Raw genomic sequence first — 23,241 nt, 5'->3', positions numbered from 1 at the left:
GGAATGCCACAAAGCCGGAGAGTGCGCAACGGCGTGCGCCTGAACGGGTGCCATTCCCTGCCGACCCGTATCATGGTACCGCTTCGCCCGGGGAGAGAGCGGACATGACGACGTTTCCGGAAGACGATGCGAGGCTGCTGGAAAACCTGCGCGCCGAGTTCGGCAAGCAGGAGACGATGCAGCGGCTCTTCCAGACGGTTTTGCCTCACCTTGAAGAGGGACGGCGCACGCTGGTCTATATCCTGGCGCAGGTCGACCGCATCGGGCACACGGCGATGGAGCCGTTCTTCGTGAAGACTCTCTACGGTCCGCATTACGACCGTATCCTTCTGGTGACCGGGGAGGGAAGCGGCGCCGGCTACAATCCCTTCATCCTGCAATGTCCAGGACCCGAGTTCGTTCACGTTCCGACCTCCGATCCGATCCTGCCGCTGCTCGGGTTTCTCGACGGCGGTATCCTCGACCTGAAGCTTTTTCATCTTTGCCTCGCTTCGCCGCAGCGCGTCGTCCGGGACTTCGGGCGTCATGCCGTGGCGGGAGGCGAGATCCGTCATTACGAGCTTCCGGACGGGATCCGGGAGCGCGGCGAGGAATTTGTCGCCGCGGCCGGTATGCCGGAGGGGGCGCCCTTCGTCATGTTGCATACCAGGGATATGAGCTATCTGCCGGAAAAGGCGCACCACGCGTTTCGATGCGCCGATATCCGCACTTACACGCAGGCGATCCGCCGCTTCACCGAGGCCGGCTACTGGGTCTTCCGCCTCGGCGACAGCAACGGCATCCCCATGAGCGGTGTGCCGCGCGAGGCCGTCGATGTGCCGCGGCATCCCGGTTACAGCCAGGCACTGGACATCTTCCTCTCCGCCCGCTGCGCCTTTGCCTTCAACCAGGCCTCCGGGCCGGAAGCGCTCGTCCGGGCCTTCGGACGCCCGGCGGCGACGGTCAATCTCGTCTACGAGCTCCTGCGTCTGCCGCTGAAGAACGACCTGCTGCTTTTCAAGGATTACGTTTCGTCCGGCGACGGTACGCGGTTGTCCTACGAGGAGATCCTGGATCGGGGGCTCCCGGCGGTGGGGAGCGGCGAGGTCTTCGCGGAAATGGGCGTCGAGATCCGGGAAAACGGCGAAGAGGAACTGGAGGAGGCGGCCCGGATCATGATCGCCCGCGACCGTGACGGGACGGAGGGCGTCCCGGATACGGACGCGCTCCACAGCTTCCGGACTCTGGGCCTGGCGTATGAGCAACGGCTGATGTCTGATCCGGTCATGCAGAAGGACAATCACGATTTCTACGCCCACGCGCACGGCTTCGGCGTGCCGGTACCCTCCGTTCTCGCGCGAAAAGGATTTCTGGACCGTGCCTGACGGCTGGTTTATCTAGCGCGCTGCCCGCATTTCCCGGATCCGTCCGCATGCTCTACCAACTGTTCGCGATCATCGCCCCGGTTTTCATCTGCTCGGCCTTCGGCATCCTGTGGGCACGGTTGAAGCTGCCGTTCGACAACGAGTCCGTGACCTCCATGGTGACTCTGATCGGTACGCCTTGCCTGGTCTTCGGAACCCTGGTCGGTCTGGAACTCTCGATCGACTCGCTGCTGCGGATCGGTGCGGGCAGTGCCTTGGTTGTCGCGGTAACGGTGGCCGTGATCGTGCCGGCACTCTTTCTCTGGCGGAAATCGCAGCGCGCCTTCCTGCCGGCCCTGATGTTTCCGAATGTCGGCAATATCGGCCTGCCGCTCTGCCTCTTCGCTTTCGGTCAGGAAGGTCTGGCGCTGGGGATTTCTTATTTCGCCGTGCAGGCCGTCACCATGTTCACTGTCGGCAACGGGATCGCTTCCGGAAAATTCGGTGTCGGCTCGCTCACCCGCAACCCGATCATCTATTCGGTCGCGGCCGCGCTGGTCTGCATCTTCGGCGGGATCGACGTGCCGAAATGGCTTATCGACACCGCTGACCTGATGGGCGGCATGTGCATTCCGCTGCTGCTCATGACGCTCGGCGTATCGCTCGCCAAGTTGCGGCTTTCCAACCTGCTGGACAGCCTCGGCGTCGCGTTATTGCGGCTGGTGGTCGGCTTCGGCGCAGGCGTGCTCGCGGCGTGGCTGCTCGGGACCAGCGACATGGAAACCGGCGTCGTGATCCTGATGTCCAGCATGCCGGTGGCGATCTTTCCCTATCTGTTCGCTGTCCGCTACAACCGGGAACCGGAGACCATCGCGGGCTGCGTCATCGTCTCTACCGTCCTTGGTTTCCTGACCATGCCCGGGCTGCTCTATCTCGTTCTGGAGCTTTCCGGAAAAGCCGGCTGACAGACAGCACGTCTCAGGGCGTCAGGATCTGCCGGATCGCGGTGCCATCTTCCATGCGGTCGAGCGCCGTGTTGACCTCGGAGAGCGGCATCCGGTGGGTGATCAGTTCCTCGACCGGGAGAAGTCCGCGCTGGTGCATGGCGATGAAGCGCGGGATGTCCGTGCGCGGATTGCAGCTGCCGACATAGGAGCCCTTGACGGTCTTGGCGCCGGTCACGAGCGCCGCGACGTCGAGCTGGAACGGCGTCTTCGGATCGACCAGGCCGACCGAGACGACGGTGCCGCCGCGCCGGGCGCTGTCATAGGCGATCTCGAAGGCGCCGAGCTTTCCGGCGGTCTCGAAAGCGATATCGACGCCGCCGGACGTAAGCTCAAGTACCTCCGCGGCTGCGCTCCGGTCCCCGGAGGCGATCACGTCGCTCGCACCGAGGCGTTTCGCATGTTCCAGCTTGGCCGGGTCCGGATCGACGGCGATGATCCGGGAAGCCCCGGCCGCGCGCGCTCCGAGGAGGGCGCTGAGACCGACGCCTCCCGCGCCCGCGATGACGACCGTATCGCCTGCCCTGATCGCGCCGGTATTCAGAACGGTTCCCGCTCCGCACATGACGGCGCAGCCGAAGAGCGCGGCGATGTCGAGCGGCAGGTCTTTAGGGACCCTCACGACGGATTTCTCGGAAACCAGCGCATATTCGGCAAAGGCGGAGAGGCCCATATGGTGATGCACCGATGCGCCGCCGAGCGAGAGACGCGGTCCGCCGGAGAGCAGTTCGCCCTTGCGGTTCGCCGCCAGACCCGGTCCGCAGAGATGGGCCTCGCCGTCGAGGCAGGCGGGGCAGGCGCCGCATTGCGGCTGGTAGACCAGCACCACGGGATCGCCCGCACCGACCGAGCTAACTCCGGGCCCGATTTCGACAACGGTTCCGCTCGCCTCGTGTCCCGGAACGATCGGCATCGGCCAGGCACGGACACCATTGATGACCGAGAGATCCGAGCGGCAAAGGCTCGCCGCTGCGATCTTCACCAGAACCTCGCCTTCGCCTGGCGCGGGAACGCTGACGGTCTCTAGCGAGAGCGGCTTGTGCTCGGCGTAGGGCCGCGCCGGGTTTGGCGCCCTCAGAACCGCGGCTTTGAAGGAATGGCTCATGCGAATTCGAGCGCGAGATAGGAGTTCATCACGCTCTCGATTGTCTTCTTGTCGAGGTCGCGGACGATGAAGACGAGGCGGGAGCGGCGGTCCTCGTTCGGCCATTTCTCGATCTTGGCCGGAGGATGGAACATGTGCTGGACGGCATGAACCACGACCGGCTCGTCCTCGAGCTCCTTCAGGTTCAGCAGGCCCTTGATGCGCAGGATGTTGGCGCCGTGGGTCTGCGCCATCATGTCGAGCGCGCCGGCGATCCGGTTCCATTCCAGCGGCTCGTCGAAATAGAGCACGAAGGAGTGGATGTGATCGTCGTGCCGGCTGACATCGTGATGACGGTGCCCATGGTCATGATCGTGCCCGTGGTCATGATGATGGTCGTGATGATGCACATGGCCTTCGGTCGCCCTGTAGGCCTCCTCGCGGAGCCACTGGGAGACGTCTGTGCTCTTGGTCTTCGGATTGTAGAGTCCGGCGTTGAAGAGCACGGACGGGGGCACGTCGCCCTGCACGGCCCTGATAACCGGAGCCGCCGGATTGAGCTCGGCGAGGCGTGCTTCGACCTTGGCAACCTGCTCTGCGTCGGTGACGTCTGTCTTGGTTAGCACGATGCGGTCGGCGACGGCGGCCTGCTTCACGCTCTCGAACTGTTTGTCGAATTGCTCCATCGCATGGTGTGCGTCGACAACCGTGATCACGCCGTCGAGGCGGAACCGCGTAACCAGGAAAGGATCGGCCATCATCGTGTGCAGGATCGGCGCCGGATCGGCGAGGCCGGTGGTCTCGACCACGATGCGGTCGAAGTCCGGGATGAGGCCTTTCGCACGATCCTTGAACAGCCGCTTCAGCGTGTCGACCAGATCGCCGCGCACGGTGCAGCAGAGGCAGCCGCTGTTGAGCAGCACCACGTCCTCGTTCGACTCCATTACCAGCGCGTCGTCGAGCCCGACCTCGCCGAACTCGTTCACGATGACGGCGATGCGGTCCATCTCCGGATGGCGCATCAGTTTCGAGAGCAGGGTGGTTTTCCCGCTACCGAGGAAGCCGGTGAGGATGGAGACCGGAAGACGGTCCGGTTCGCTGGTCGTGTCGGTCATGATCTCGCCCGTTCTGGCGTTTATGGCTAGTGGTGGTGATGGTGCCCGTGACCATGTCCATGGTCGTGGGTATGGTCGCAGGCGCCGTCGTGCGTGTGGTCGTGGTCGTGACGATAGGGCACGACGGCCGCTTCGTCCAAGCGTCCGAAGAGAGAGCGGAAACTCGGATCGCGCTCGACCTCGGCCGGATGGCCGGTGCAGCAAATATGGCCGTTCAGGCAGAGCACCCGGTCGGTGCCGCGCATCACGAGATGCAGATCGTGTGAGACCAGAATGATGGCGGCGCCGGTTTCCTCGCGGATCGCCTCGATCAGCCTGAACAGCTCTGACTGTGCGGCGACATCCATGCCTTGGGTCGGCTCGTCGAGCACCAGGAGGGACGGTTTTTTCAGGATTGCGCGGGCGAGCAGCACCCGCTGGGTCTCGCCACCGGAGAGGGCGGCGAGCTGACGGTCGAGCAGGTGGGTGATCCCGATCCGTTCCGCGACCTCGGCGACACGGCCGCGCACGCCTCTCATGCCGAGTGTCAGGAAGCGGCGCGGGGTGAGCGGCATCGTCGCATCGATCGCGAGCTTCTGCGGCACGTAACCGATGCTCGTGCCGGCGGCGAGCTTGACGCTGCCGCTGCCTGGGCGCACGAGGCCGAGGATGGCGCGCAGCAGCGTGGTCTTGCCGCCGCCGTTCGGGCCGATCACGCTGATGATTTCGCCCCGTCCGAGGGCGAAGGTGACGTCCTGCAGAACCGCCCGTCCGTTATGATCGATGCTGAGATTTGCGACGTCGAGAAGCGGCGATGTCCTGTCCAGCATGATGTCAGGCCGCAGCCGACTTGCAGGAAGGGCAGAGGCCTTTGATCTCGACCGTGCTTTCCTCCGCCTTGAAACCGTGCCGGCGGGCCAGCGAAGCGAGGAGAGTGCTCAATTCCGCGTCCTCGACCTCGAGAGCGGCGCCGCATTCCCGGCAGATCAGGAAACCGCAATCGTGTCCTGCCTCCGGGTGGCTGCAGCCGATATAGGCGTTCTGCGACTCGACCTTGTGCACCAGGCCCTGTTCCATCAGGAACTCGAGCGCCCGGTAGACGGTCGGAGGGGCGATCTTCGCACTCGCCTTGCCGTCCCGGTCCGCATCCTTTTGCATTTCGGACAAGATGTCGTAAGCGCCGACGGGCGCATGGCGCTGCCAGACCAGTTCAAGGACGCGGCGGCGGGCCGGCGTGATGCGGGCCCCGCGTTCGGCGCAAAGCCGCTCGGCCGCGCTTAGTGCGTCGTCGAGGCATTGGCCGTGATCGTGGTCCGGGCTCGGAAAGCTTTGGTCGGGCTTGTGCACCTGTGTGGCATCCGTCGCAGTCGAAGTGTCTCTGGTCCAATAGTATAATGTTTCATAATCACGATCCAAGGATCGGGATGATCCGGTTCCCTGCTGGCGCCGTAACGCAGGAAAGGCTGGTTCGGATGCAACCCCATCCGGCCTCCGCATGCTGGGATAGAGACATGAAACCGTTTTGCGCCCGCTTCCTGGCGTTGATCGCACCGGCGCTGCTCCTTGCGGGCCTCCTGCTGCCGAACGCCGTCACGGCGTCCAGTCTCGTTCCGAAGGGCTGGGCGGAGGACGGGCTGATCAAGTTCAAAGTCTATCGCGAGGGCGATCCGCTTGGTATCGTCATGTTGAGATTCGACATTAAAAATGGAAAATATCTTGTTGATACACAGACATTATTCGATTTTCGAATAGGACCGTTTACACTCTACTACTACGCTCTCCGAGCGCAGGACGAGTGGGACGGCACCAAGCTCGTGCGCGCCCGCGGGGTGGTCAATGACGACGGTGAGGTCTTTATCGTCGACGGCAGGTCTGACCGGGATGGGTTTCGCTTTTCCGGACGCGAGGGTGAGCACGTGGCTCCACCCGACGAGTCGGTTCCGTCCACTTACTGGAATTTCGCCCTGACGGACGCGACCAAGCTGATTGATCTGCAATATGGGCGGTTGCGCAACATCACCATGACCGAGGTCGGAGAGGAGACCATCCTTGCGGAAGGCAGGGAAATCGAAGCCCTGCATTACCAGATGCGCGGCGAGCTGGACCTCGACATCTGGTACGGCCGGAACGGCGAGTGGGTGAAAATGACCTTCGTGCATGACGGTGCCGCATTCGAATATGTCCGCGTCGCGCCGCGCACGGGGGACCGGGATCGCTTTATCGAGCTGGACGCGGTGAAGAACGCCGGTTCCGAGACCGTCCGGGTCGTGCTCGAGGACCTCGAATGAGCGCGGGCTGTGTCTGGATAACCGGCGCCAGTTCCGGGATCGGTCTGGCGCTTGCCGAGCGGATGATGCGCGACGGCTGGACCGTCGCCGGTTCGGCGCGGTCCGCAGAGGCGCTGGCGGAACTTGAAAATCAGTACCCGGGACGTTTCTTCGGTTATCCGCTTGACGTGACGGACGAGGCCGCAGCGGCGGAGACCGTAGCGCGCATCAGGGAAGAGAGAGGGGCTCTTGAGATGGCCGTCCTGGCGGCGGGAACGCATATGCCGGTCGAGATCGAGGGTTTCGACACGAGGCCTTTCCGCACCCTGGTCGAGGTCAACCTGATGGGGGTGGTGAACTGTCTTGCGGCGGTGGTGCCCGGCTTCATCTCTGCTCGCAAGGGTCACATCGCCATTGTGTCCTCCGTCGCGGGCTATGGCGGGCTGCCGACGGCGGCTGCTTACGGAGCCACCAAAGCCGCGCTCAACAACATGGCGGCGGCGCTGAAATTCGATCTCGACCGCTATGGCGTGAAGACGCAGCTCGTTTGTCCCGGCTTCGTCCGCACGCCGCTGACGGATAAAAACCCGTTTCCAATGCCGTTCCTGATGGAGCCGGAGGACGCCGCCGAGGCGTTTTACAAGGGCCTGCAGTCGGACCGCTTCGAGATCACCTTTCCGCGCCGTTTCGCGATTATTCTCAAGCTGTTGAACGCGCTGCCATACGGTCTTTATTTCAGGCTGGTGAAGCGGGGTACGGGGAAGTGAGAAGCACAGAGGATCGGCTGGCGGCCTATGCGCGTTGCTACGAGACGCTGACGGAACAGAGCCTTGGGGCGCTCGCCGCGTTGCTTGCAGAGAACGTCCGTTTCAAGGACCCGTTCAGCGACGTCAGCGGGCGCGCAAAGGTCGTTGCGATTTTTGAGCACATGTTCGAGGCGATGGAGGATCCGGCTTTCGAAGTGCTGGATCAGGTCGCCGGGGAAACGGCCTGCTATCTCAAATGGCGCATGACCGGACGGGTGAAAGCGGCCGGGGACCGTGAGATCGAGATCATCGGCCTGAGCGAGGTGACGTTCGACGACGACGGCCTCGTCTCCAGCCACATCGACCACTGGGACGCCGCCTCGCAGGTATTCGGGCTCATGCCCGTCCTGGGACCGGTGCTCCGCTGGCTAGGCCGCCGATTTACGCCCGCCGAATGATCCCGTGCGATTGACCGCATCCTTGGCGAAGAACAGGGTGACGGTGCCGATGGTGATGCCGAATTTCGAGACTTCGGCCTTGTTGATCATTACCCCGCCGGGCTGCAGGAACATCCAGTCGTCGAACCGCACCTTGATCGTGTTGTCCCCGACCTTGAGCATCAGATCGTAGGACCAGTTGAGGGCTTTGCCTCTGGCAACGCCTTTGGCGACACCGACCACGTCGTCGGCGCGGCCTTCATAGAGCCCGTCTCCGGACTTCGTGATGTGCCAGATACGCTGCTCCTTTTCGCCGTCGCTATAGTCGAAATCCTCGGTTAGCGTCAGCGTGGTCCCGTCCCAGTCGCCCTTGATGTCGACGAGGAACTCCCGTTTCAGGTTGCCGAACCGGTCCTCGAAGATTCCCCAGGCCTTGGTCTGGCCCGCGAAATACTCTTCGGGTTTCAGTTCCGGTCCGGTTCCGGCGAAATCTTCGATCTGCATGTTCGAGCAGGCTCCGAGGGTCAGGAGAACCACTAGAATGTACGGAAGACGGCGGGTCATGGATCAGCTCCCGGGTCTGGTTTCTGCGAATTTCAGGTCGATTTTCCGGCGCAGCTCGGCTTGTTTTTCGGCGGTGACCGGAAAGCCGCGCATGATCGCGATGGCGGCGAGCTTCAGGACCACCGGCGCGGCGCCATAGAGCAGGGAGAGCGTCAGAAGTGCGCCGGCATCGTTCGCGCCCGTGGCATCGAAACCGGCCAGCTCCAGCACCGGAAAGGCGATGCCGACAGCGAGCGCCAGCGCGAGTTTTGTCGCCATGCCCCAGAGCGCGAAATACAGCCCGGTGCGCGCACCGCCGCCCTCGGCGGTATCGACATCGACCACGTCGGCCTGCATCGAGGGCGGCAGAACGAGGTCGGCGCCGAGGCAGAGGCCGGTGCCGATGCAGATGGCGAGAAAGCCGAAATAGTCGCCGGGTCCGAGCAGGGGCACGGTGGCGAAGATCGCACTGTTCAGGAGCATGGCGAGGATCCATGTGCGGTGCTTTCCGAGCCTATGGCTGACGAACAGCCAGAGCGGGACGCCCGCGATGCCGAGCAGGAAATAGGTCAGTAGCAGGGTGTCGACGGCATCCGGCAACGCGAGACCCTTCTGGACGAACAGCACGAACAGGGTCGCCGCCAGTCCGTTGGCCAGCCCGTTCAGCAGATAGGCGAGGATTAGGCGCAGAAAGGGCTTGTTGCGGACGAGCAGGGCCGCACCGGCGCGCCAGCGATCCCCCATCTTCCGTACAGGCGTCGGGCGAGGCGTTTCCGCGACCAGTCCTGCCGCAAGCATGACCGAGAGCGGCAAGGCGAGGATCAGGAAAATAGCGAGCGCCGTGAGAACCTCATCCAGACTGTTTTCGCCGCCGGCGGCCGCGATCGCAGCCGGCATGGCCGATGCGAGCAAGGTTCCAAACACCACCATTGTTTCGCGGAAGGCGGTGATGCGGGAACGCTCGTGATAGTCGCCGGAAAGCTCGGCGCCCCAGGTCGTGTAGGGCAGCTGTACCATGGTCCAGCCGAGATAGAGTGCCGCGCTCCAGGCGAAGAGATGAAGCGCGCCGGCGCCTTCCGGCGGAACGAAGAGCATGTAGACGGCAAGGCAGGTGAGCGGAGTGCCGGCGAGAAGCCAGGGTTTGCGCCGCCCGAACCGGGTCGCGATCCTGTCGCTCAGCAAACCGATGACCGGATCCGTGACCGCATCCCAGAGCCTGGCCGCGAGCAGGACGAGCCCGACCGCAGCGAGGCTGAGACCCCGGTCCTGCGCGTAGAAAGACGGCAGGAAAATGAAGAGCGGGACGCCGAGCGCGGCAAGGGGCAGCCCAGGAAACCCGTAGGCGAGGAGCTTTAGCCGCGAGAAGGGCAAAGCGGCGGTTTCTGCCGTCATGCCCTCACGCGTGCTTCAGCGCGATCTGCCGGACATCGATATGTCCGGCACGGAAGCCGCCCTCGCAGTAGCAGAGGTAATAGTCCCACATCCGCCGGAAGCGTTCGTCGAAGCCGAGCGGGGCGATCTCGTGCCACCGCGCGTGGAAGCGCTCCCGCCATATTGCGAGAGTGCGTGCGTAGTGGCTGCCGAAGCCGTCATTGGCGAAGCATTCAAGTCCCGAGGCATGGAAATGCTCGGTCAGTTTGCCGACCGACGGCAGCATGCCGCCGGGGAAGATGTATTTCTGGATGAAGTCCGGGTTTCGCCGATAGGTCTCGAAGCCCTCGTCGTCGATGGTGATGATCTGCATCGCGGCGTGACCGGTATCGGTCAGACGCGCCCGGACCTGATCGAAGAAGGTCGGCCAGTATTTCTCTCCGACCGCCTCGAACATCTCGATCGAGGCGATATGGTCGAAACGTCCGTCCACGTCGCGGTAGTCGCAAAGCTGGATCGAGACCTTGTCCGCGATGCCCTCGCGTTTTGCCCGTTCGATGGCGTAGTCGTGCTGTTCCTCGGAAAGCGTGAGGCCGACGACCCGCGCGCCGTATTCCCGCGCCGCGACCGAGGCGAAACCACCCCAGCCGCAACCGATCTCCAGCACGGTCTGGCCGGGTTCGAGGCGCAGCATGTTCGCGATCCGCCGGTACTTGCGCCGTTGCGCCGGTTCCAGCTCGTCCTCGCCCGGCTCGAACACCGCTGCGGAATAGGTCATGCTCGGATCGAGCCATTTGCCGTAGAAGGCGTTTCCGATGTCGTAATGGTGCGCGATGTTGCGCCGGCTGCCGCGCTTCGTGTTGCGGTTCGCGAAATGCTGCAGCGATTTGAAGATACGTCCGATGCGGGTGCCGTCGATGGCACGGGACAGCGCGCGCTGGTTCTGCGCGCCGAATTCGATCAGGGCGGGGAGATCAGGGGTATCCCAGCCGCCCTCCATGTAGGCCTCGCCGAAGCGGACGTCGCCGCCGAGCAGGAGTTTGCGGCTCACATCGTCGGAGGAAAGCCTGACTTCCGCACGTGGCCCACTATCGCTGCCCTCGAAGCGATAGCTCTCGCCGTTGGGTGCATGCACGGTCAGCGTGCCGATCCGCACTGCTCTCAGCATGATGAGCAGGGCCCGGGTCCACGGCATCAGCATGTCGGTCCGTTTCGGTCTCAGGCCGGTCACCGGAAGCGGATAGTCGGCCGTCTTGTGATCAGTCATTCCAGCTCGCCCCATTCTCAATCTTCTTGCTTACGCTGCTCGCCGACCGGTGGATGACTTGCCGATGACGGTTACCGCGCGATCCGGTTCCGCCGGCCGCTCGTGGAAGACCGCGCCCTTGATCCAGAGCTTCAGGGCCTCCCAGTGGATGCCGGCAACGACCTTGACGGTGAGCAGCGGATAGAGGGCCGCCATCCTGAGGATCGTGCCGTCGGAGAGTTCTTCACGGCGTCCTGTATGGGTCGCGACCAGGGTTTCACCCGCCGGCGTTTCCTGACGGATCAGGATCGAGAGTTTTTCCCCGGGATCCTTCAGGCGGAAGCGGTATGTCGACTGCATCCCGATGAATGGCGAGACGTAGAAGCCCTTGTCGCAGCTTTGCAGGATCGCGTTCCCCGGCTCGTGCCCGTCTTCGACCGGGATCAGGTAGCAATGCTGCTGTCCGAACGTGTTCTTCACCTCGTAAAGCACGGCCAGCAGGCGCCCGTCCCGACGATGGCAGAAATAGATCGTCAGGGGATTGAAGACGAAACCGAGAATTCTTGGAAAACAATGTGTTGTGATGCGACCTTCATCTAATTCGAGGCCTGCGGCCTGGAGCTGGTCGTGGACCCAGTCCGCCACCGGCGTGCCGTCGCGGCTGCCGTGGTCCCTGTCGAAATAGGAGAACAGGTTGAAGCGGTTGCGCGAGAAGAACCGCAGCTCGCCGGAAAGTCCGTCGAGTTCGTCGAGATCCACCAGCATCGAGAACACGCGGTAGACGAAGCGATGCCGGAAAGGCAGCAGGCGCGCATGCATGACCGCCCCGCGATAGAGGCAGGACGTTGGGGCGATCCTTTCGGCCCCGCCGTCCATCTCAATCGTCTCCCGTGGCAAGGGCGGCCGCCTCGGAGTTCTGCCGCGCCAGCCAATCCTGGCGCGCGGGCTCTACCGTGGTGTTCCAGGGAACCGTGATCCCGAGGCTGCGCGCAACGGCGATCCCGGCCTTGAGGCCGTCCTCGTGGAAACCGTAGCCGCAATAGCTGCCGCAGAACCAGGTATTGCGGTTTCCCTGTATGGCTCCGAGACCGGTTTGGGCACGCACGGCAGCACTGTCGAAGACCGGATGGGTGTAGTTGAAGCGCGCGAATTCGAGCGCGGGATCCGGTTCGCGGAGCGGGTTCATGGTCACGAACAGCGGAAGCCGCTCGTCGATCCCCTGCAGCCGGTTCATCCAGTAGGTGAGGGCGACCGCGCGGTCCATGTCCCGCCGGCCTTCCGCGAGATAGTTCCAGGAGGCCCAGGCCGCGCGCCTTTTCGGCATCAGGCTGCGGTCGCGGTGCAGTACGGCGACATTGTCCTGATAGGTAAAGCAGCCGAGCAGGTTGCGTTCCGCGTCGTCCGCGTCCCCCAGCATCGACAGTGCCTCGTCGCCGTGGGCGCCGATCACGATCTGGTCGTAGAAGGTTTCCGAGCCATCCGGTTCCGTCACCATGGCGCCCGTGTCGAGGCGGCGGACCCGGTGTACCGGATGCCCTGTGCGGATCTGCCCGCCGCGCTGTTCGATCTCGTCGGCCAGACGGCGGACATAGTTGCGCGAACCGCCATCGACGGTGAACCACTGAGGCCGGTTCACATGTTTCAGCAGGCCGTGATTGACGAAGAAGCGCACGAAGCTGCGGGCCGGGAAGGCAAGCATCGTCTCGACCGGGCAGGACCAGATCGCCGCTGCCATCGGCAGTAGGTGGTCGTAGAGGAAACCGTCGCCGTAGCCTTCGCACTTCAGGAAGGCGCCGAGGGTGATGTCCGGGTCGTGCGGCTCGTCGAGAAGGCGCGGAGCCGCTGCGAAGAACCGGGCGACATCGGCCAGCATCCGGTAATATCCGGGCTTCAACAGATTGGCCGGCTGGGCGACCAGGCCCCGGAGCGAGCCCTCGTATTCGAGCGCGCCATCGCCGACCGAGACGCTGAAGGACATGTCGCTCGGCTTGGTCTTCACACCGAGCCAGTCGAACATTCCGATCAGGTTCGGGTAGGTCGCCTCGTTGTAGACGATGAAGCCGGTATCTACGGGGACGGCCGCGCCGTCATAATCGACAATTACCGAATTGCTGTGTCCGCCGAGCCGGTCATTTGCTTCGTAGACGGTCACCTGATAGCGCGACGACAAGAGCCATGCGGTGCCAAGTCCGGCGATCCCGCTTCCGACAACAGCTATTCGCATCCAGTCACTCCCCCGGAAGAAACTCTATTCTGAATTGTGCAGTCGGTGCAGCATTTCGCTGTGGCTAACCCCACGCGACCGACTTTTCGGGTTCTGCATTGCCCAGATCCTTGTAAGCGGCGAGGGCACGCTCGCGACCGGCGGCGAGATCGACGATCGGGGCAGGATAGGCAGGCGCCAGGTTGCCGGGCGCCTCCCAGGGCTTCTGCAGGTAGCGGTCGGGCACGTTCGCCAGCTCCGGCACCCAGCGGCGGGTATAGACGCCGTCCGGATCGAACTTCTCGCCCTGCAGGACCGGGTTGAAGATACGAAAATAGGGTGCGGCATCCGCTCCCGAGCCGGCCACCCATTGCCAGGAAGCCGCATTGTTCGCGAGATCGGCGTCCAGCAGGGTGTTCCAGAACCACGCCTCTCCCGCTCGCCAGTCCACCATCAGGTGCTTGATCAGGAAGGAGGCGCAGATCATCCGCACCCGGTTGTGCATGTAGCCGGTCTGCCAGAGTTCGCGCATCCCCGCATCGACGATGGGAATGCCGGTCTGCCCGCGCTGCCATGCCCGGAGCGCTTTGTCCGATTTCTCCCAGGGGAAGTTCTCGAACTCGGGCTTGAGGCATGCCTCGGGAAGATCCGGATTGTGGTAGAGCAGCGAATGGGAAAATTCGCGCCAGACCAGTTCCTTCAGGAAATGCTCCGCCGATCCCGAAAAGGGATTGCGGCCCTCGGCATGGCAAAAGGCGAGGGTGCGGTGCCAGATCTGCCTCGGCCCGATCTCGCCGAAATGGAGATGCGGGGAAAGACGCGAAACGGAGGGCTTCGCTGGGAAATTGCGGCCGTCCGTATAATCGTCCAGCGCGGTTTCGAGGAACCAGTCGAGCCGGGATTGCGCGGAGGCCTCGCCGGGCTTCCAGTGACTATTGAACCCGGCCGCCCAGTCGGGCTTTGTCGGCAGCAGGTTCCAATCTTCGAGCCTGTCGCTTTTCGGAGCAAAATCGGCGCCACGTATTTCGTCGGGCGCGGGGTGCGGTGCTGGCGGATCTCCGAGTGCACGTAGGGCGCGCCAATAGGGCGAGAAGACCTTCGGCGCCGTGCCGGACTTGGTCTTCACTTCCCAGGGTTCGAACAGAAGAGAGGCATTGAAGCTCTCGGTGTCGATCCCATCGGTCTTCAGGGCCTGTTTCAGCTTCGTATCGCGCGCGATGGCGAACGGCTCGTAGCAGCGATTCCAGTACACCGCCGCTGCATCGGATTTCCGCGCGAGGTCACGGATCGTTTCGGTTGCGTCTCGTGATCGGACGAGATGGAGTGCGCCGCCGCGCTTTTCCAGTCTTTCGGCCAGGGCGGCAAGGCTGTGATGCAGCCACCAGCGCGATGCGCCGCCCGGCGCCCATTTGCCCGGCGTTTTATCGTCCAGAATGTAGACAGGGAGAACCGGCGCGCCGGAGTCTACAGCGGCCGTCAGAGCCGGATTGTCGCTCAGCCGCAGATCCTGACGGAACCAGACGAGGATTGGTTTTTCGGACAAAATGCCACCCGTTAATTCATGCTGAGCCGATACGGCAGACGGTGGCGGGCGGATCACTTTGACTTACGCGGCGGCGGCGCTCGGGAACCGGTAGACCCGTCGCGGGCCGAGAAAGAGGATCTCGAACGAGGGGCCGAGAATGGCGCCGATGGCCGGGTCGCGTACGCTGAGGCCACCGGTGAGCGCGCCGAAAGCGGGCATGATCAGGCACGATCCGTTATGGGCGAAGCAGCGCCCGGAGAGATGGCGCTGGCGAGTTTTCACCCGCGCGGACGGATGAAAGTGGCCGCTGATCTCTCCGGCACTTCCGGGGATGCTTTCGTGGCGAAAGGTTAGGGCGCCGAGGGTTTCCAAGGCGCTCCGCCGACCGGGCAGCTCATCGGCCAGATCCGGGTCGTGGTTGCCGGTGATCCAGCACCAGTCTCGCCCGCGGGTAAGGGCGATCATCGTCTGACGGTCGGTCTCCGCCATCCGCTCCGGTCCGTTGCTGTCATGGAAATTGTCGCCGAGACAGATCACTCGCTCCGGCCGATAGATCTCACAGACGCGGGCAAGGCGCTTCAGGGTGTTGCCAGTGTCGTAGGGTGGCAGAGGAATGCCGCGGGCGGCGTAGCTCGACGCTTTCTCCAGATGCAGGTCAGAGACGACGAGCAGGGATTGCTCCGGCCAATAGAGGATGCCGCTATGGTCGGCGACGAGCGGGACGCCGTTGATCAGGAGCTGTTCGCTGTTCATTGCGCTGCTTAGGCGGATCGATGGAGCATGGTCAAGACCATTGACGGGCAGGTTTATTTGACGGTCTGAAAATAATTCCCTTGCATTTTCTGGATTTAGTCCTAAATGTTCAGGCACGTTTAGAAGTCGCTGTTAAAAGACTGTTTTCGCCTCCGGGCGTTCGACCAAGTTCTCTTCTCGACATTTTGGGCGTTTTCACTGGCTGACAGCAATGTGCCGTCGGCCGATTTATTATGTCGTGAAAGGAAAAATCATGGCTAACGGTACTGTTAAATGGTTCAACTCCACCAAGGGTTATGGCTTCATTGAGCCGGAAGATGGCTCGAACGATGCGTTCGTGCATATCACCGCACTTGAGCGCTCCGGCATTGCCAGCCTCGATGAAGGCCAGCGCGTCTCTTTCGATCTGGTCCCGGGCCAGAACGGCAAGATGTCTGCCGAAAACCTGAAGATGGTGAGCTGACAGTTCGCATCAAGAGAGGATCGGGGCGGTCACGGATCGCCCCGATCCGATTTGCAAATATGGACTAAGTTCCGTGCGTTCGGCCGTTTCCGGCCGTGCCGCATCAATATTTATCAAGGTGACTATGAACTTCGAAACGACCTTCCTGACCAATTACGGACTTCAGAACTACGTCTCTTTCTCCCGAGCGGGAGATGAGAAAGTGTTCTCTATCGACGGAGAAGAGACTCCGAAAATGATCGATCACGCCCGCTTCATCATCTCCGAGATGTATGGCGATGCCACCAAGGTTGTCGTCAACTAGCACGCCGCGTGGCTGCCTTGTTTACGGGCCCTATTCCTCCACATCGAACTGAACGCGGCGCTCGAGGCTCTTGAAGCCGAGCGACTCTGCAAGCGCCCGCGCCGCCCGATTTTCCGCCGTCGTGACCAGCGAGAGATCCGGAATCCCGTTCTCCTGGAGGGTCCGGATCAGGGCCGAAAGCGCGGCACGGGCAAAACCGCGCCCGCGCTTTCCAGGAGCCGTCAGCAGATTGCCGATATTCGCGCGGCCGCTTGCGCGATGGGTGATCACGGTTCCTGCCGTTGCAACGATTTCGCCGGCTTCGAACGCCGCGCAGAAATATCCCGACAGCATCCAGTTAGAGAATACCGTTTCCCGATTGTGAGCCTGCATGAAGGCGGCGACCTCGACCTCGTTCTCCGGGCCGAGGCGGCGCACGTTTGCGGGATGCTCCGGCAGTGCGGCGGTTTGCGGGCGGATGTAGAAATGAGCGTCGCGTTCCCTGAACCGGCGGCCGGCAAGCTGTTCACGCAGGTGCCTAGCATGGGCCGGCGCAAGCTGGAGCTCCTTGCGTCCGCTGGTGGCCAGGAGCCGGTAATCCGCCTCGTCGAGCGGACCGAGGGTCGATACAACATCGAGTCCGTCGAACGAGATCGCGAGGATCACGCCGCCGCTGTCCGAAAGATGAGCGAAGCGGTTGCGGGCGCCTGTCCGCGTCGCGTCGAGCGCGGTTTCCAGATAGAGCGAGCAGGCCGGGTCAGCACCGATTCGCTGCCGCAGCGTGCCGACCATCTCAGGCGTAAATGCGTCCAGCGGTCGAAGCCCGTTCATATCGGCAATCCCGCCTGCATGTCGCCGCCGGTGGCTTCCGCGACCAGTTCCGCTTCGGCTTCCTCGAGCAGCGTATCCATGGCTCCGCCATGGACTTGTTCCCTACCGATTTCCAGCAGGATCGGGACCGCCAGCGGCGAGACCCGATCAAGGCTGCGGACATCGATCTTTCCCTGAACCTGAACCAGAAGGTCGGCCAGTCGGCGGATGTCGGTGAGGCCGCGCGCCGCATCGGCGCGTGTCGCTTTCAGCAGCACGTGATCCGGCTCGTGGCTTCTGAGGACGTCGTAGATCAGATCGGCGCTGAAGGTGACCTGGCGCCCGGTTTTTTCGTGCCCCGGCAGCTTGCGTTCGATCAGTCCCGCGATAACCGCAACATTGCGGAAGGTGCGTTTCAGCAGCGTCGATTCCGCCATCCACTCCTCGAGATCGTCGCCGAGCATGTCCTGGTCGAACAGCGCCTCGACGTCCTCCCGGCGCGGTTCCTTCAGGCCCCAGACTGCGATCACGTAGTCGCTCGCGACGAAGCCTAGCGGATCGAGCCCGGCCCGCTCCATGCGCCGTGTCAGCAGCATGCCGAGAGTCTGGTGCGCGTTGCGTCCGGCGAAACAGTAGGCGACGAGATAGAATTTGCCCGAGCGAGGGAAGATCTCGATCAGCAGGCGGTCGCGCTTCGGCATGACCGAGCGCCATTGCTGCATGCGGAGCCAGTCTTCGACGGGCGCAGGCAGGGTCGGCCAGTCGCGGTCGTCTTCCAGCATGCTGCGCACCCGGTCGGAAAGATGCGTGGTGAAAGGCAGGCGTCCGCCCATATAAGCTGGCACTTCAGGTTCTCCGTCGCCGCCGGGGCTGACCTCGACCACAGTCTCGCGCACGCCCTCGAAGGTCAGGAGTTGACCGGCGAAGAGGAAGGTATCGCCCGGCGTCAGGCCCTGGACGAAATATTCCTCGATCTCGCCGAGGAAGCGTCCGCGCCGCATTCTGACCTTGAGCGTCACCGCCTCGACGATGGTGCCGACATTCATCCGGTAGGCGCGCGCGACCCTTTCGTTGACCACTGTGAGCAGTCCGTCCTGGGTCGGCCGCAAGCGGCGGAAGCGATCGTAGGTGCGGAGCGCATAGCCGCCGTCGGTGACGAAGCGCAGCACGGCGTCGAAATCCTCGCGCGGCAAGTCTGCGTAGGGCGCGGCGGTCCGCACTTCCTCATAGAGCCGGTCCGGATGGAACGGTCCCGCGCAGGCGGTGCCGAGGATATGCTGCGCCAGCACGTCGAGCGCGCCCTCGCTCGGCAGATCCCCGTCGAGCGTCATCTCCTTCACCGCGTCGATCGCGGCCTGGCACTCGAGCACCTCGAAGCGGTTGGCCGGGATCAGGATGGCGCGGCTCGGCTGGTCGAGCCGGTGATTGGCGCGCCCGATCCGCTGTAGCAGCCGGGAGGAGCCCTTCGGCGCCCCGACCTGGATCACAAGGTCGACGGCGGCCCAGTCGATGCCGAGGTCGAGCGAGGAGGTGGCGACCACGGCACGCAGGCCGCCCTTGGCCATCACCGCCTCGACCTTGCGCCGTTGCTCCGCCGAGAGCGAGCCGTGATGCAGGGCGATCGGCAGGTTCTCCTCATTCACCCGCCAGAGCGCCTGGAAGAGGATCTCCGCCTGTGCCCGCGTGTTGACGAAAACCAGCGTGGTCTCGGCGCCGCAGATCTGCTCGTAGATGTCCTCGACCGCGTAGGTGCCCATATGGCCGGACCAGGGGAAATGACCCCGGCCGATCAGAATTCTGACCTCCGCCGCGACCGCGCCGCCGCCGGTCACCCTTGCAACATCGCCTTGCCCCGCGCGTCCGGTGGGAGAGAGATAGGCTTCCAGTGCTTCCGGATAGGCGACGGTTGCCGAGAGACCGACACGGCGCGCGTCCGGCGCCAGCCGCGCCAGCCGGGCAAAGCCGAGGGCAAGCAACTCGCCGCGCTTGTTCGGGGCGAGGGCGTGCAGTTCGTCGACGACGATCGTGCGCAAGCGTCCGAATATTCTCGGCGCGTCGGTATAGGAGAGCAGGAGGGCGAGGCTCTCCGGCGTGGTCAGCAGGATGTTCGGCGGGGTGCCGCGCTGGCGCTGTTTCTTCGATTGCGGCGTGTCGCCGGTCCGGGTCTCGGCAGTGACCGGAAGGTCCATCTCCTCGATCGGCAGCAGCAGGTTGCGGTGGATGTCGACCGCGAGCGCCTTCAGCGGCGAGATGTAGAGCGTGTGCAGTCCCTCATAGGGAGCCTCGGCAAGCTCGATCAGGCTCGGCAGGAAGCCGGCGAGAGTCTTGCCGCCGCCGGTCGGCGCAATCAGGAGCGCGTGCCGTCCGTGCCGCGCCGCCTCCAGCATGTCAATCTGGTGCGGATGCGGGTGCCAGCCCTTCTCCTCGAACCAGTCTCGGAAGATCTCGGGCAGGTCAGGTTTGTCGGTCGGTGATTTCGCGGCGGCGTCCGGCATGCTGCAAAAGTGGCGGGCGCCCGGGCGCGCGGCAAGGGATTAATCCGCGGCTTCGGGAGACGAGCAGGCTGCTCAGGCGGTGGCCTCTTCGCGATCCTCGAAGCAGCGGAACCGCTCGCCGGTTCGATCGCTCAAGCCGCGCCGGTATACCATGCGGGGTTCCGTTTCTCGGCGAAGCTCTTCAGCCCCTCGGCCGCCTCGTCCGACTGGCGCTTGGCCGCATGCTGGGCCACCAATTCCTCGAAATACTCGTCGGAGAGCGTGATCCTCGCATGGTCGAGAATGACCTGCTTTGTCTCAGTCATGGCGATCGGCGCGGAGAGCAGGAGCTGGTCGATGACAGGAGCCGCTGCGGCGTCGAGGCCGCCGGTGGGGCAAACCTCGTGGACCAGGCCCATCTCGGCGGCCTTCGCCGCGCCGAAACGCTCGCAGGTGAGGGCATAGCGCCGGACGTTGCGCGGCCCCATCGCGGCGTTCAGATGCGGGACGATGATGCCGGCCATCACACCCCAGCGGGCCTCGGTGATGGCGAAGATCGCATCCTCGCTGGCGATCACGACGTCGCAGGCAGCGACGATTCCGACGCCGCCGCCGAAACAGCCGCCGTGGACCAGAGCGACGGTCGGTTTCGGAAAATCGTTCAGGCCGCAAACGGCCGACGCGGTGCGGCGCGAGACCGCGACGTTCTCCTCCGGCGAGAGCTTGCCCATCTCGTTCAGCCAGCGCAGATCCGCACCGGCCTGGAAATGCCGACCGTTGCCCCGCAGCACCACGACGCGAACCTTGTCATCGGAGCTGAGGGCCGCGAAGACGTCGAGCAGGCCCTGGATGACGTCGCCGTTATAGGCATTGTTCACTTCGGGCCGGTTGATCGTGACGGTGGCGACCCCGCGCTCGTCTTTGGAGAGCAGGACAACGGGTTCGGACATGATAGGAGACCTTTTGAGTGACGTTGGAACCCGCAGCCTAAGTATCCTGGCGCGAAAGGGGAATAGGCAGCTTGATCCGCCAGTGTGGCAAGAGGAAGCAGGCGGCGGCGACGAGGCCGGCGAGACCAGGTGCGAGGCAGCTTGCGAAGATCCAGCGCGCGATGTCTGCAAGCTCCGTCAGCTTGTCTGCGGAGGCGAAACCGGCAGCATTTGCGACGATGCCGATATAGGCGGCGCCGAGGGCGAAGCCGAGACGCTGCATGGTCGGGATCGCGGCGGAAATCCGGTCAGCTTCCTCCGGTGGTGCGAGGGATGTGGCACGGCGGAGGATGAAGACCCAGGCGATGCCGAAACCGCCGCCCTCGAGAATTGTGGAAAGCGCAATCAGCCAGAGTGGCCCTTCGGGGACACTGAAGACGAAGCCAAGAATACTGGCTCCGACGCAGAGCATGCCCAGGGCAATGAAGCGCGGATCGTGCCTCTCCGAGATGCCGGAGACGATCAATGCGAAGAAGGTCCAGCTGACCGAAGAAAGCGCCAGCATGTACCCTGCCGCGAGCGCGGAAAGACCGTGCAGGCGGACCAGCAGCAGCGGGCCATAGGCGCCGATCGCGATCGTCGCCGCCGCTAGAAAGAGGATCATGGTCAGGGCGCTGGCGGGCGCGCTGGCGATCCCGAAAGGGGCTTTGGGAAGCATTCTCCGGTCTCCGGCCCTCCGCTCGGCAAGGAGAAAACCGGCGAGACAGAGCAGGCCGGAGAGCGCTAGGACCGGTGTTGCCACCGGGCCGATCTCGATGCCGGCATAGGCAATCAGAACAACCCCTGCGGCGACCAGCGTCAGTCGGAAGATCGGTAAGCCGCCTGTATGCGGAGAGCGGCGGCCGGCGTCGAGCACGGAGAGTGAGCGGGCGAACAAGATCCAGAGTCCAAGGGTAAGGGCCTGCAATGCGAAGAAACCGAACCCGGCGCGCCAGTCCGCATGAGCGACGAAGAGTCCGCCGATCAGTGGACCGATGAAGGAGGAGGCGCCCCAGAGGGCGGACATTGAGGCGATGGCGCGGGGTATCAGTCGTGCCGGAAACAGCCGGTTTGCCGCAACGAAGGAGAGCGCCATGAGGCCGCCGCCGCCGAGCCCCTGGATCAGCCGTCCGCCGAGCAGTATCGGCATGGCCGGGGCAAGCGCGCTGACGATGCACCCGACGGCAAACAGGAAGGCCGCCGTCGCCATCGGAGCGCGAAGCCCGAAGCGAACCGTGAGGAAGGCGCCCGCGGCGCCGGCAATGATGGTACCGATCTCGTAAAGGGCGATCGACCAGGCGACGAGTTCGCCGCCGCCGATGCCGTCGATGATCGCCGGCATCATGGTTGCAACGATCAGGCTGTCCGCTGCATGCAGCCAGACTCCGAGACAGACCAGTGAAAGGGAAGGCGCGCTGCTCCGCGTCAGAATTTCGGACCAGGGAACGTGGCTGTCGGTCATTGTCTTTGTCCGGGAGAAAAATATTTATCAAGAAATATCTTGTAAAAATAATTCCGTCAATCCGTCTTCATGAATGCTGCAACGCGAAATAAAAAAACCGGACATCGCCTTATGGCAATGCCCGGGTCATCAGGGGGAGGTTGGGGAGGAAAAAGAGGGTCAGGCGGCCTTAGACGGGACGAGCCTCAATTCGCCGAGCGGATCGGCATCGTCACCGTGGCGGGAGAAGTCGTCGATCATTTCCTGCGCCGCGTCGACCTGCAAGGTCGACCACTTGCGCTGAATGTCCGAGAAATAGATCCGCGGGCGCTTGTTCTGTTCGTTGATCATGTCCGGCTCCAGCTCTGCCAGTCGAGTGTTCAATTACTGACTAGAATATCGGTCTGGAGAGCAAAATTGATAATGTTGCAATGCAGCATTGAATTGATGCGCTTTTGGATATAATGATCGAAAAGAGCGTTTATTGATCCTATAAATGCGAAGTATCTCGTGCTGGAGTCTCAGGCCCCGGTCGGGTAAGTTCCGGCAGCTTCACATTCCGAAACCCCGAGGCCTTCCTTGAACAGTTCCGACATCAAGTCCCGCATCAAGATGATCCTCGATGCGGAAGCCGCGGCCATCAACGCGATCCGGGTCGACGAGACCTACGAACGGGCCCTCGACATCCTGCAGAACACGCCCGGCAAGATCATCACGACGGGCATGGGGAAGGCGGGTTTCATCGCGCACAAGTTCGCGGCGATCCTGAGTTCGACGGCCTCGCCGGCCTTCTTCATCCATCCGAGCGAGGCGGCGCATGGCGATCTCGGCATGGTCGCACCGGGAGATTGCATCGTCGCTTTTTCGACCAGCGGCAAGACCCGCGAGGTTCTGGAATTCATCGAGCTCAGCCGCCATGTCGATGCCGGCCAGGTCATCGGTATTACCTCTCACCCCGATAGCGGGCTGCGCGATCTGGCCGACGTCATCATCGACATGGGCGTGATCAAGGAGCCCTGTCCGCTCGGCCTGACGCCGTCGGCCAGCATGGCGGTGATGGCAGCGGTGAGCGATGCGCTGGCGCTGGTGCTTATGGAGCGCAAGGGCGTGACGCGGCACGAATATGGACTTCGCCACCACGGCGGCTATCTCGGTAAGCGGGCACGTACGGACAATATCGAGTAGC

Annotated in this window: 24 protein-coding genes; 8 read left to right on the top strand and 16 right to left on the bottom strand. The window is 63.4% G+C overall.

Going from position 1 to position 23,241, the window contains the following annotated elements; translation table 11 throughout:
* Positions 1-104: 104 nt before the first annotated feature.
* A complete protein-coding gene (locus IG122_RS05975; RefSeq protein ID WP_193181415.1) occupies positions 105-1,364 on the top strand; it encodes a TIGR04372 family glycosyltransferase in 1,260 nt (419 codons plus the stop codon).
* Positions 1,365-1,411: 47 nt separating this feature from the next.
* Positions 1,412-2,308, top strand: a complete 897-nt coding sequence (locus tag IG122_RS05970; protein ID WP_193181414.1) for an AEC family transporter — start codon at positions 1,412-1,414, stop codon at positions 2,306-2,308.
* Between the two features lie 13 nt (positions 2,309-2,321).
* Here the strand turns inward: IG122_RS05970 and IG122_RS05965 are convergent, their stop codons facing one another.
* Genes IG122_RS05965 through IG122_RS05950 form a run of 4 tightly spaced genes read right to left on the bottom strand, consistent with a single transcriptional unit; the run spans position 2,322 to position 5,872 of the window.
* The gene (locus IG122_RS05965; RefSeq protein WP_193181413.1) at positions 2,322-3,452 is read right to left on the bottom strand and encodes a zinc-binding dehydrogenase; all 1,131 of its coding nucleotides are present in this window, start codon (positions 3,450-3,452) and stop codon (positions 2,322-2,324) included.
* On the bottom strand, positions 3,449-4,546 hold the full coding sequence (locus tag IG122_RS05960) for a CobW family GTP-binding protein (protein WP_193181412.1): 1,098 nt from the start codon (positions 4,544-4,546) through the stop codon (positions 3,449-3,451). Before IG122_RS05960 ends, IG122_RS05965 begins: the two co-directional genes overlap by 4 nt.
* Before the next feature lie 26 nt (positions 4,547-4,572).
* On the bottom strand, positions 4,573-5,355 hold the full coding sequence (locus IG122_RS05955) for an ATP-binding cassette domain-containing protein (RefSeq protein ID WP_193181411.1): 783 nt from the start codon (positions 5,353-5,355) through the stop codon (positions 4,573-4,575).
* 4 nt (positions 5,356-5,359) lie between these two features.
* The gene (locus IG122_RS05950) at positions 5,360-5,872 is read right to left on the bottom strand and encodes a Fur family transcriptional regulator (protein WP_319024823.1); all 513 of its coding nucleotides are present in this window, start codon (positions 5,870-5,872) and stop codon (positions 5,360-5,362) included.
* A gap of 164 nt (positions 5,873-6,036) precedes the next feature.
* Here IG122_RS05950 and IG122_RS05945 point away from each other — a divergent pair, with 164 nt between their 5' ends.
* The 3 genes from IG122_RS05945 to IG122_RS05935 are packed head-to-tail and all read left to right on the top strand — an operon-like array spanning position 6,037 to position 7,996.
* The gene (locus tag IG122_RS05945; RefSeq protein ID WP_193181409.1) at positions 6,037-6,813 is read left to right on the top strand and encodes a DUF6134 family protein; all 777 of its coding nucleotides are present in this window, start codon (positions 6,037-6,039) and stop codon (positions 6,811-6,813) included.
* A complete protein-coding gene (locus IG122_RS05940) occupies positions 6,810-7,559 on the top strand; it encodes an SDR family NAD(P)-dependent oxidoreductase (protein ID WP_193181407.1) in 750 nt (249 codons plus the stop codon). Before IG122_RS05945 ends, IG122_RS05940 begins: the two co-directional genes overlap by 4 nt.
* Positions 7,556-7,996 carry a nuclear transport factor 2 family protein gene (locus IG122_RS05935; protein WP_319024822.1) on the top strand — a complete coding sequence of 147 codons (441 nt, stop codon included), beginning with the start codon at positions 7,556-7,558 and terminating at the stop codon, positions 7,994-7,996. Before IG122_RS05940 ends, IG122_RS05935 begins: the two co-directional genes overlap by 4 nt.
* Here the strand turns inward: IG122_RS05935 and IG122_RS05930 are convergent.
* The 7 genes from IG122_RS05930 to pdeM all read right to left on the bottom strand — a co-directional run bounded on the left by IG122_RS05930 (position 7,967) and on the right by pdeM (position 15,616).
* On the bottom strand, positions 7,967-8,539 hold the full coding sequence (locus tag IG122_RS05930; RefSeq protein WP_193181405.1) for a DUF3833 domain-containing protein: 573 nt from the start codon (positions 8,537-8,539) through the stop codon (positions 7,967-7,969). The genes IG122_RS05935 and IG122_RS05930 overlap by 30 nt on opposite strands.
* A gap of 3 nt (positions 8,540-8,542) precedes the next feature.
* Positions 8,543-9,910: an MFS transporter gene (locus IG122_RS05925; protein WP_193181403.1), complete on the bottom strand. Its 1,368-nt coding sequence runs from the start codon at positions 9,908-9,910 to the stop codon at positions 8,543-8,545.
* Positions 9,911-9,914: 4 nt separating this feature from the next.
* On the bottom strand, positions 9,915-11,156 hold the full coding sequence (locus IG122_RS05920) for an SAM-dependent methyltransferase (protein WP_193181401.1): 1,242 nt from the start codon (positions 11,154-11,156) through the stop codon (positions 9,915-9,917).
* A gap of 30 nt (positions 11,157-11,186) precedes the next feature.
* Positions 11,187-12,011: a DUF1365 domain-containing protein gene (locus tag IG122_RS05915; RefSeq protein WP_193181398.1), complete on the bottom strand. Its 825-nt coding sequence runs from the start codon at positions 12,009-12,011 to the stop codon at positions 11,187-11,189.
* 1 nt (position 12,012) lies between these two features.
* A complete protein-coding gene (locus IG122_RS05910; RefSeq protein ID WP_193181396.1) occupies positions 12,013-13,359 on the bottom strand; it encodes an NAD(P)/FAD-dependent oxidoreductase in 1,347 nt (448 codons plus the stop codon).
* 64 nt (positions 13,360-13,423) lie between these two features.
* The gene (locus IG122_RS05905) at positions 13,424-14,881 is read right to left on the bottom strand and encodes a cryptochrome/photolyase family protein (protein WP_193181394.1); all 1,458 of its coding nucleotides are present in this window, start codon (positions 14,879-14,881) and stop codon (positions 13,424-13,426) included.
* 63 nt (positions 14,882-14,944) lie between these two features.
* The gene (pdeM, locus tag IG122_RS05900; RefSeq protein ID WP_193181392.1) at positions 14,945-15,616 is read right to left on the bottom strand and encodes a ligase-associated DNA damage response endonuclease PdeM; all 672 of its coding nucleotides are present in this window, start codon (positions 15,614-15,616) and stop codon (positions 14,945-14,947) included.
* 253 nt (positions 15,617-15,869) lie between these two features.
* On the opposite strand from pdeM, the gene IG122_RS05895 reads away from it, so the two are divergent.
* Together IG122_RS05895 and IG122_RS05890 are read left to right on the top strand one after the other, a co-directional pair.
* Positions 15,870-16,079, top strand: coding sequence for a cold-shock protein (locus tag IG122_RS05895; RefSeq protein WP_193181390.1), 210 nt, complete (start codon positions 15,870-15,872; stop codon positions 16,077-16,079).
* A gap of 124 nt (positions 16,080-16,203) precedes the next feature.
* The gene (locus tag IG122_RS05890; protein WP_193181388.1) at positions 16,204-16,383 is read left to right on the top strand and encodes a hypothetical protein; all 180 of its coding nucleotides are present in this window, start codon (positions 16,204-16,206) and stop codon (positions 16,381-16,383) included.
* Between the two features lie 30 nt (positions 16,384-16,413).
* Here the strand turns inward: IG122_RS05890 and IG122_RS05885 are convergent, their stop codons facing one another.
* The 5 genes from IG122_RS05885 to IG122_RS05865 form a co-directional block, all read right to left on the bottom strand.
* A complete protein-coding gene (locus IG122_RS05885) occupies positions 16,414-17,193 on the bottom strand; it encodes a GNAT family N-acetyltransferase (RefSeq protein ID WP_193181386.1) in 780 nt (259 codons plus the stop codon).
* Positions 17,190-19,667 carry a ligase-associated DNA damage response DEXH box helicase gene (locus IG122_RS05880; RefSeq protein ID WP_193181384.1) on the bottom strand — a complete coding sequence of 826 codons (2,478 nt, stop codon included), beginning with the start codon at positions 19,665-19,667 and terminating at the stop codon, positions 17,190-17,192. Before IG122_RS05880 ends, IG122_RS05885 begins: the two co-directional genes overlap by 4 nt.
* A gap of 131 nt (positions 19,668-19,798) precedes the next feature.
* Complete coding sequence (locus IG122_RS05875; RefSeq protein WP_193181382.1) at positions 19,799-20,596, bottom strand: enoyl-CoA hydratase-related protein; 798 nt, start codon at positions 20,594-20,596, stop codon at positions 19,799-19,801.
* 37 nt (positions 20,597-20,633) lie between these two features.
* Positions 20,634-22,076: an MFS transporter gene (locus IG122_RS05870; RefSeq protein ID WP_193181380.1), complete on the bottom strand. Its 1,443-nt coding sequence runs from the start codon at positions 22,074-22,076 to the stop codon at positions 20,634-20,636.
* 159 nt (positions 22,077-22,235) lie between these two features.
* Positions 22,236-22,406: a hypothetical protein gene (locus tag IG122_RS05865; protein ID WP_193181378.1), complete on the bottom strand. Its 171-nt coding sequence runs from the start codon at positions 22,404-22,406 to the stop codon at positions 22,236-22,238.
* Between the two features lie 228 nt (positions 22,407-22,634).
* Between IG122_RS05865 and IG122_RS05860 the strand changes: the two genes are divergently transcribed.
* Entirely contained in the window at positions 22,635-23,240 is a 606-nt protein-coding gene (locus tag IG122_RS05860) for an SIS domain-containing protein (RefSeq protein ID WP_226893368.1), read from the top strand.
* Position 23,241: the final 1 nt, after the last annotated feature.

Source organism: Nisaea sediminum, from assembly GCF_014904705.1.
In the GTDB taxonomy this organism is placed as follows: Bacteria; Pseudomonadota; Alphaproteobacteria; order Thalassobaculales; family Thalassobaculaceae; genus Nisaea; species Nisaea sediminum.
The sequence above is the reverse complement of the archived record's forward strand: the minus strand, read 5'-3'. Positions and strand labels throughout refer to the sequence as shown.